Consider the following 8,745-nt stretch of genomic DNA (forward strand, 5'->3'; position numbering starts at 1 on the left):
GGAATTCAGGATCAGGTGAACCACGTTCAAACTTGAGTGAATTTCGACGGATTATCCGGCGAACCCGAATGCGGGCTTGAAAAATCGACGGAGCGTCCCTATACTTAGCACTCGTTAGGAGAGAGTGCTAACAATCTCCTCGACCTAGTCACTCGCATGCAATAACAAGGCAATGCAGAGCGGTCAGTTTACTTTGCTGCGATATTGCTGCAAATACAAATAACCTGTTGAATCTTAAGGAGTCACATATGAATCTTCGTCCTTTGCACGATCGCGTTATCGTCAAGCGTCTCGACCAAGAAACCAAAACCGCATCGGGTATCGTGCTGCCGGAAGCTGCTGCTGAAAAGCCGGATCAAGGTGAAGTCCTGGCCGTCGGCAACGGCAAGATTCTGGAAAACGGCAACGTCCGTGCGCTGGCAGTCAAGGTTGGCGATCGCGTCCTGTTCGGCAAATACTCCGGTCAAGCTGTCAAGATCGACGGCCAGGAACTGCTGGTTATGCGCGAAGAAGATCTGTTTGCCGTAGTCGAAGGCAAGTAATCCGACCGATTCGGATGGCTATCAATAGACAGTCTCTGCAATTTCACGGTTTTATCTGATCAGTTGGGGACAGAGTAATTCGTCGCACGGCGGCGACTCTTAAACCCTACCCGGGCAGCTCTGTCCCGCAATGAGTCTTAATAGGAGAATCAAACATGGCAGCAAAGCAAGTAGTTTTCGGCGATGAAGCACGCGCCAAGATCGTCAATGGCGTCAACATCCTGGCTAACGCCGTCAAGGTAACTCTGGGTCCTAAGGGCCGCAACGTCATCCTGGAACGCAGCTTCGGCGCGCCGACCGTGACCAAGGACGGTGTTTCGGTTGCGAAAGAAATCGAACTGAAAGACAAGCTGGAAAACATGGGCGCGCAGCTCGTGAAAGAAGTTGCTTCCAAGACTTCCGACAACGCCGGCGACGGTACCACTACCGCTACCGTGCTGGCACAAGCCATCGTGCGCGAAGGCTTCAAGTACGTTGCCGCCGGTTTCAACCCTACCGACCTGAAGCGCGGCATCGACAAGGCTGTTGTCGCTATCGTCGCTGAAATCAAGACACTGTCGAAGCCAACCACCACCAGCAAGGAAATCGCTCAAGTCGGTTCGATCTCGGCTAACTCCGACACCGACATCGGCGACATCATCGCCAAGGCAATGGATAAAGTCGGCAAAGAAGGCGTGATCACCGTCGAAGACGGCAAATCGCTGGAAAACGAACTGGACATCGTCGAAGGCATGCAATTCGACCGCGGCTACCTGTCGCCATACTTCATCAACAACCAGGAAAAACAGGTTGTTGCCCTGGAAAACCCGTTCGTCCTGCTGTTCGACAAAAAAGTGTCGAACATCCGTGACCTGCTGCCGATCCTGGAACAAGTCGCCAAGTCCGGCCGTCCTCTGCTGATCATCGCAGAAGATGTCGAAGGCGAAGCGCTGGCTACCCTGGTTGTGAACAACATCCGCGGCATCCTGAAGACCGCAGCTGTCAAGGCTCCAGGCTTCGGCGACCGTCGTAAAGCCATGCTGGAAGACATCGCTATCCTGACCGGCGGCCAAGTGATCGCTGAAGAAGTCGGCCTGACGCTGGAAAAAGCTACCCTGGCAGAACTGGGCCAAGCCAAGCGTATCGAAATCAGCAAGGAAAACACCACCATCATCGACGGCGCCGGCGAAGCCATCACCATCGAAGCTCGCGTCAAGCAAATCCGTGCGCAGATCGAAGAAGCAACTTCGGACTACGACCGTGAAAAACTGCAAGAACGCGTTGCCAAGCTGGCCGGCGGCGTTGCGCTGATCCGCGTTGGTGCTGCAACCGAAGTTGAAATGAAAGAAAAGAAAGCACGCGTTGAAGATGCTCTGCACGCAACCCGCGCAGCAGTTGAAGAAGGCGTTGTTCCAGGCGGCGGCGTGGCATTCCTGCGCGCACGTGCTGCAGTCAAGGACCTGAAAGGCGACAACGCCGACCAGGAAGCCGGCATCAAGATCGTGCTGCGCGCGATCGAAGAGCCGCTGCGCCAGATCGTATTCAACGCTGGCGGCGAGCCATCGGTTGTGATCAACGCAGTCCTGGCTGGCAAGGGTAACTACGGTTACAACGCAGCCGACGGCACTTACGGCGACCTGGTTGAGCTGGGCGTCCTGGATCCAGCCAAGGTTACCCGTTCGGCGCTGCAAAACGCTGCATCGGTTGCCAGCCTGATCTTGACTACCGACGCACTGGTTGCTGAACTGCCAGAAGACAAATCGGCTGGCGGCGGCATGCCAGGCGGCATGGGTGGTATGGGCGGCATGGGTGGCATGGACGGCATGATGTAATGATGTAATTTTGGCGGGCCGGGATATTCCGGCCCTGACAAAACATCTGTTCTCATGTTTTGAAAAAGCCTGCGATGGTTATCCGTCGTGGGCTTTTTTTATTGTGGGGGCAATTGATGATGATCGAAGAAAGAATGGTTGTTGCGCGCACACTGCGCCCCGTGGTCCGTTAAATAGGGTCAGAGTTGAATTGTTGACCGGTCAACAATTCAACTCTGACCCTATTTAACTGCATCTGCGGTGTTTGTCTTTGTATAGACACGATGGTAATAACGCCATGCTTAAATGTTCCTTCCCATGCTTCACAAACGCTTATAAAATAAGCAGCTATTAAAATACATAACGGCGGCGAGATTGTTGATGTTTATGCAATCAGCTGCCTTTTTTCATTCTGAGATGATAGAAATCAAAGCAGTCACCCAGCGCTTCAATGGCGCGCGCGGGCCGGTCGATGCGGTTCGCAACGTTAACCTGTCGATACGCAAGGGCGAGATCTTCGGCATCATCGGCCGCAGCGGCGCCGGCAAAAGCACGCTGGTGCGCTGCCTGAACCTGCTGAACCGCCCTACTTCCGGCAGCATCGTGGTCGACGGCAAAGACCTGACCACACTGGACGCCGAACAGCTGCGCGGCGCGCGGCGCGAAATCGGCATGATCTTCCAGCATTTCAACCTGCTGTCGTCGCGCACCGTGTACGACAATATCGCGTTGCCGCTGGAACTGGCGGGCTTGTCCAAAAGCGAGATCGCCAAAAAAGTCACGCCGCTGCTGGAACTGGTCGGACTGACCGCGCTCAAGGACAGTTATCCCGCGCAAATCAGCGGCGGCCAGAAACAGCGCGTCGGCATCGCACGCGCGCTGGCCAATGAACCGAAAGTCCTGCTGTCCGACGAAGCCACCTCGGCGCTCGATCCGGAAACCACCCGCTCCATCCTGGAACTGCTGCGCAAGATCAACCGCGAACTGGGCCTGACCATCGTCCTGATCACGCACCAGATGGAAGTCATCAAGATGATTTGCGACCGCATGGCGGTAATGGAAACCGGCGAGGTGATTGAACATGGCGAAGTGCTCGAACTGTTCCGCTCGCCCAAACATGAAGTCACGCGCGCCCTGATCGGCGACGTGATTGCCCAGGAACTGCCGCAAGGCGTATTGCAGCGCCTGCGCGCGCGGCTGGCCCAAAGCGACGCCGGCAGCGGCACTGACCACCTGTTCCGTTTTGCATTCACCGGCTCCGGGGTCGACCAGCCGCTGCTGTCGGAAGCGGTCCGCAAATTCGACCTGGATTTCAATATCCTGCACGGCCAGATCGATGAAATACAAGGGCAGGCGTTCGGCTCGCTGGCAATCCTGGCCAACGGCACCAGCGAAAACATCAGCGCCGCCATGGCTTACCTGAGCGCGCAAGGCGTCACCGTAGAGGAATTGAACCATGTCATCTGAAATGCTCGATCTGTTTTTGTCGTCGTTCGGGGAAACCCTGATGATGGTCGGCATCTCCGGCATCCTCGGCGCCCTGCTCGGCGTACCGCTGGGGATAGCGCTGCACCTGACCGGCCGCGACGGCGTCCTGCCGCACCCGCTGTTCAACCGCGTCGCCGGGCTGATCGTCAACGCGGTGCGCTCGACGCCGTTCATCATCTTGCTGGTCGCGGTGATACCGTTCACGCGTTTTTTCGTCGGCACCTCGATCGGCACCGCCGCTGCGATTGTGCCGCTGACGATAGCCTCCGCCCCATTCATCGCGCGCCTGGTGGAAACCGCACTGCGCGAAGTGGAGCGCGGCCTGATCGAAGCGGCGCAGGCGATGGGCGCCACCACCTGGCAGATCGTCTACAAGGTACTGGTGCCGGAAGCTTTCGCCGGCATCGTCGCCGGCCTGACGATTACCTTCGTCAGCCTGGTCGGCTACTCGGCGATGGCCGGCGCCATCGGCGGCGGCGGCCTGGGCGACCTCGGCATACGCTACGGTTACCAGCGCTTCCTGCCGGAAGTCATGCTGCTGGTGGTGGTTATCCTGATCGTTTTTGTGCAGCTGGTGCAGACGCTGGGCGACATCCTGGTGCGCCGTCTCAGCCATCGCTGATTTTTTAAGGATCCTGCATTTGCCGTGCGGGATCCACTGTGATTTTTGAAAGGAAGAAAATGAATCGTCGTCAATTGGTACAATTTTTTGCAGGCTTGGGCCTGTTCGCAAGCCTGGGCGCCGCTCCCGTCGGCGCTGTCTTCGCGCAAGACAAGCCGGTCAAGATCGGCGCCACCGGCGGTCCGCATGCGCAGATCCTGGAAATCGTCAAGAAAGTCGCCGCCAAGGATGGCTTGAATATCCAGATCGTCGAATTCAGCGACTATATCCAGCCCAACGCCGCGCTGGCTGCCGGCGACCTGGATGCCAACAGCTACCAGCACCTGCCTTACCTGGAAGCGCAAATCAAGGATCGCGGCTACAAGTTGGTGAACGTCGGCTACACCATCACTTTCCCGATGGGCGTGTACTCGAAGAAAATCAAATCCCTCAAGGACCTGAAAACCGGCGCCCGTGTCGGTATTCCCAACGACCCGACCAACGGCGGCCGCGCCTTGCTGTTGCTGCAGGCGCAAGGCGTGCTGAAATTGAAAGCGGATGCCGGCCTGAAAGCCACGCCGCTGGATATCGTGGACAACCCGAAGAAACTGAAGATCGTCGAAATCGATGCGGCCCAGCTGCCGCGCTCGCTGGACGACCTGGATGCGGCTGCGATCAACGGCAACTATGCCGAATCGGCCGGGCTGGATCCAACCAGGGACGGCATTGCCATCGAAGCCGCCAAGGGTCCTTACGCCAACGTCATCGCCGTGCGCAGCGCCGACAAGGACAAGCCTTGGGTAGCCAAGCTGGTCAAGGCTTACCACAGCCCTGAAGTCAAACAATATGTGGTGACCCAGTTCAAGAGTTCCGTGATTCCAGCCTGGTAATACATAAGCAAAAGCCCGCGTTGCATAGGCAGCGCGGGCTTTTTTTTGTCCTGGCCTATCTCGTCGCAGCCAGGAAACCGCTTACTGCCATCTCAAGCCGTAGCCGACGCTGAGGCCGGTGTTATGGCCCGTCGAGCTGACGCCAACACCCCAGGCGCTATTGCCAGTCTTGCTGACCGACCTGAACTGCAAGGACAGCGCAGCGTAACCCTGGTAAGAACCGATACCGACGCCCACGCCCTTCTCGCCTCCGTACAAGGTCGGCATCACCGCCCCCGTCGCCGCCATGCTCATGGCGATACCGGAGTAGGCAATGCGCTTGACGTCGCCAATCTGGTTTTGTATGTCGCGCAGCTGCGATACGTTCACCGCGTCGGTCAGGTTGATACCTGGCGCGACGTTCGTGATACGGCGCTCGCTGCCGGCCGCGCCTACCGAGACCGTATTGGCCTGGTCCGCGATCGAATACGCACCCAGCGCTACCGAACGGTTCGCCAAAGCTTGCGCGCCGGCGCCCAGCGCCACCGCATCGTTGCCCGAGGCCAGCGCATCGTTGCCGATAGCTACCGTCGGATCGCCGATTGCCCTTGCGTTGTAGCCGATCGCTACCGAACCGGCTTGCGAAGCCAGGGCGCGGAAGCCGACGGCGGTAGTGTTGGTATCGGTCGCCTGGGCATTCGAGCCGATCGCCGTGGCGCCATCCTTGGTTGCCTGCGCACACAGGCCGGTGCCGGTGGCGTCCACGCCATTGACGTTGCTGCAGGTGGCGGCGTTCACGTTATTGATCGCCGTGCCGCTGGTGCCGCGGGTCTGGACCGTGCCGTTGCTGTTGGCGCCGCCTATGGTCGTCGCGCCGACGGTGCCGCCATTGGCCGCGGCAGCATTGCTGCCGTCGACCAGAGGTTTCAATGCTGTCGATAAAGAAGTCGTGCCATTGGTAACGTTGTTCAGGCCAGTGGAAAGCGATGACACCTGGCTCAGTCCGGTCGACAGGGAAGAAATACCCGTCGACAGCGAAGCAATCCCGGTCGAGGTCGAAGTCGACAGCGAACCTACGTTGCTGGTGGTGCTGGACAGGCCGGTAGATAGCGAGCCGATGTTCGACGTGGTGCTGGACAGGCCGGTCGACAGCGAATTGATGCTGCTGGTGTTGGTCGACAAGGCTGTCGAGGTCGAAGTCGACAGCGAACCGACATTGCTGTTGGTGGTGCTCAGGCCGGTCGACAGCGAGCCGATCCCGGTCGAGGTCGACGTCGACAGCGAATTGAGCTGGCTGACGTTGACCGCATCGGTGTTTTCCGTACCGGCTGCGACGTTGATGATCTGCCGCTCTTTACCGAAGGAACCGACCGACACCACATTAGACCGGTCCGTGCCAACCACCGACTGGTTGATCGAATTCGCGCCGATGGCTACGGAATTCGAACCGGCGCTTACTTTCGCATCATCCAGGCCATCCTGCTTGCCGTCAGCCTTGAAGTAGTTGGCGACACCCGATGTCTGCAGGTTGGAGAGGCCGGTCGACAGCGAGCCCACATTGCTGGTCGCTGTGCTCAAGCCGGTGGAAGTCGAGGTCGACAGCGAAACGACATTGCTGTTGGTGGTGCTCAGGCCGGTTGAAGCCGAAGTCGAGAGCGAAGCGATGCCTGTGGATGTCGATGTCGACAGCGAACTCACGTTGCTGTTGGTCGTACTCAACCCCGTGGAAGTTGAAGTCGACAAGGAATCCACATTGCTGTTGGCCGTGCTCAGGCCGGTGGAAGTCGAGGTCGACAGCGAAGTGACACTGCTGTTGGTCGTGCTCAACCCTGTTGAGGTCGAGGACGACAGCGAGGCGATGCCGGTAGATGTCGAGGTCGACAAGGAATCCACGTTGCTGTTGGCTGTGCTCAAGCCGGTCGAGGTGGAAGTCGACAGCGAAGTCACGCTGCTGTTGGCTGTGCTCAGGCCGGTCGAGGTGGATGTCGACAGCGAAGTCACGCTGCTGTTGGCCGTGCTCAAGCCGGTCGAAGTCGAGGTCGACAGCGAGGCGATACCGGTGGAAGTCGAGGTCGACAACGATGAGACATTACTGTTCGTGGTGCTCAGGCCGGTCGATGTAGACGTCGACAAGGAATCCACATTGCTGTTGGCTGTACTCAAACCGGTCGAGGTTGACGTCGACAGCGAAGTGACGCTGCTGTTGGCCGTGCTCAGTCCGGTTGAAGCCGAGGTCGACAACGAAGCAATGCCGCTGGATGTCGAAGTCGACAGCGAACTCACATTGCTGTTGATGGTGCTCAGGCCGGTCGAGGTTGAAGTCGACAGTGAAGTCACGCTGCTGTTAGCCGTGCTCAATCCTGTTGAAGTCGAGGTCGACAACGACGAAACGCTGCTGCTGGCTGTGCTCAACCCTGTTGAAGTCGAGGTCGAGAGTGAAGCGATGCCGGTGGATGTCGAGGTCGACAGCGAAGTCACATTGCTGTTTGTCGTGCTCAATCCTGTAGAGGTCGAAGTCGACAAGGAATCCACATTGCTGTTGGCTGTGCTCAAACCGGTCGAGGTAGATGTCGACAGCGACGTGACACTGCTGTTGGCGGTGCTCAACCCTGTTGAGGTCGAGGTCGACAACGAGGCGATGCCTGTGGAGGTCGAGGTCGACAAGGACGCCACGTTGCTGTTGGTGGTGCTCAGGCCGGTGGAAGTCGAAGTAGACAAGGAATCTACGTTGCTGTTGGCCGCGCTCAGGCCGGTCGAAGTCGAGGTCGACAGCGAAGCCACGTTGCTGTTGGCCGTGCTCAAACCTGTTGAGGTAGATGTCGACAACGAAGCGATGCCCGTCGAAGTCGAGGTGGACAGTGAACTCACATTGCTGCTCGCGGTGCTTAAGCCGGTCGAGGTAGATGTCGACAAGGAATCCACATTGCTGTTAGCTGTACTCAAACCAGTCGAGGTAGACGTCGACAGCGAAGCCACGCTGCTGTTGGCTGTGCTCAGGCCGGTCGAAGTAGAGGTCGAGAGCGAAGCGATGCCGGTGGATGTCGATGTCGACAGCGAACTCACATTGCTGTTGGCCGTGCTCAGGCCGGTGGAAGTCGATGTCGACAACGACGAGACACCGCTGTTGGCTGTGCTCAGGCCGGTCGAGGTAGATGTCGACAACGAAGCCACGCTGCTGTTGGTCGTGCTCAGGCCGGTCGAAGTCGAGGTCGACAGCGAAGCGATGCCGGTGGATGTCGATGTCGACAGCGACGAGACACTGCTGTTGGTGGTGCTCAGGCCGGTCGAGGTGGAAGTCGACAGCGAAGTGACGCTGCTGTTGGCCGTGCTCAGGCCGGTCGAGGTTGAAGTCGACAGCGAAGTGACGCTGCTGTTGGCCGTGCTCAGGCCGGTCGAAGTCGAGGTCGACAGCGAAGCGATGCCGGTGGATGTCGATGTCGACAGCGACGAGACAC

6 protein-coding genes and 1 pseudogene are annotated in these 8,745 nt (G+C 58.4%); 5 read left to right on the top strand and 2 right to left on the bottom strand.

Annotated elements, in window-relative coordinates; all coding sequences use genetic code 11:
- Positions 1-248 precede the first annotated feature (248 nt).
- From groES to AC07RZ_RS16365, 5 genes are all read left to right on the top strand, one after another.
- Complete coding sequence (gene groES / locus AC07RZ_RS16345) at positions 249-542, top strand: co-chaperone GroES (RefSeq protein ID WP_092400802.1); 294 nt, start codon at positions 249-251, stop codon at positions 540-542.
- A gap of 155 nt (positions 543-697) precedes the next feature.
- The gene (groL, locus tag AC07RZ_RS16350; protein WP_092400799.1) at positions 698-2,353 is read left to right on the top strand and encodes a chaperonin GroEL; all 1,656 of its coding nucleotides are present in this window, start codon (positions 698-700) and stop codon (positions 2,351-2,353) included.
- Positions 2,354-2,749: 396 nt separating this feature from the next.
- Positions 2,750-3,799 (top strand): methionine ABC transporter ATP-binding protein, encoded by a 1,050-nt coding sequence (locus tag AC07RZ_RS16355; protein WP_144742708.1) that lies wholly within the window; start codon positions 2,750-2,752, stop codon positions 3,797-3,799.
- On the top strand, positions 3,789-4,442 hold the full coding sequence (locus tag AC07RZ_RS16360; RefSeq protein WP_014007699.1) for a methionine ABC transporter permease: 654 nt from the start codon (positions 3,789-3,791) through the stop codon (positions 4,440-4,442). The genes AC07RZ_RS16355 and AC07RZ_RS16360 overlap by 11 nt, the downstream gene beginning before the upstream one ends.
- A 59-nt stretch (positions 4,443-4,501) precedes the next feature.
- On the top strand, positions 4,502-5,311 hold the full coding sequence (locus AC07RZ_RS16365; protein WP_144742709.1) for a MetQ/NlpA family ABC transporter substrate-binding protein: 810 nt from the start codon (positions 4,502-4,504) through the stop codon (positions 5,309-5,311).
- 81 nt (positions 5,312-5,392) lie between these two features.
- On the opposite strand, the gene AC07RZ_RS16370 is transcribed toward AC07RZ_RS16365, so the two are convergent.
- Both AC07RZ_RS16370 and AC07RZ_RS16375 read right to left on the bottom strand, forming a co-directional pair.
- Positions 5,393-6,283 carry a YadA family autotransporter adhesin gene (locus tag AC07RZ_RS16370; RefSeq protein WP_494668712.1) on the bottom strand — a complete coding sequence of 297 codons (891 nt, stop codon included), beginning with the start codon at positions 6,281-6,283 and terminating at the stop codon, positions 5,393-5,395.
- A 96-nt stretch (positions 6,284-6,379) separates the two neighbouring features.
- Positions 6,380-8,745 (bottom strand): annotated as a pseudogene (locus AC07RZ_RS16375) (ESPR-type extended signal peptide-containing protein); the annotation flags it as partial.

The sequence above is a fragment of the Collimonas sp. GW821-FHT07E08 genome (assembly GCF_059418905.1).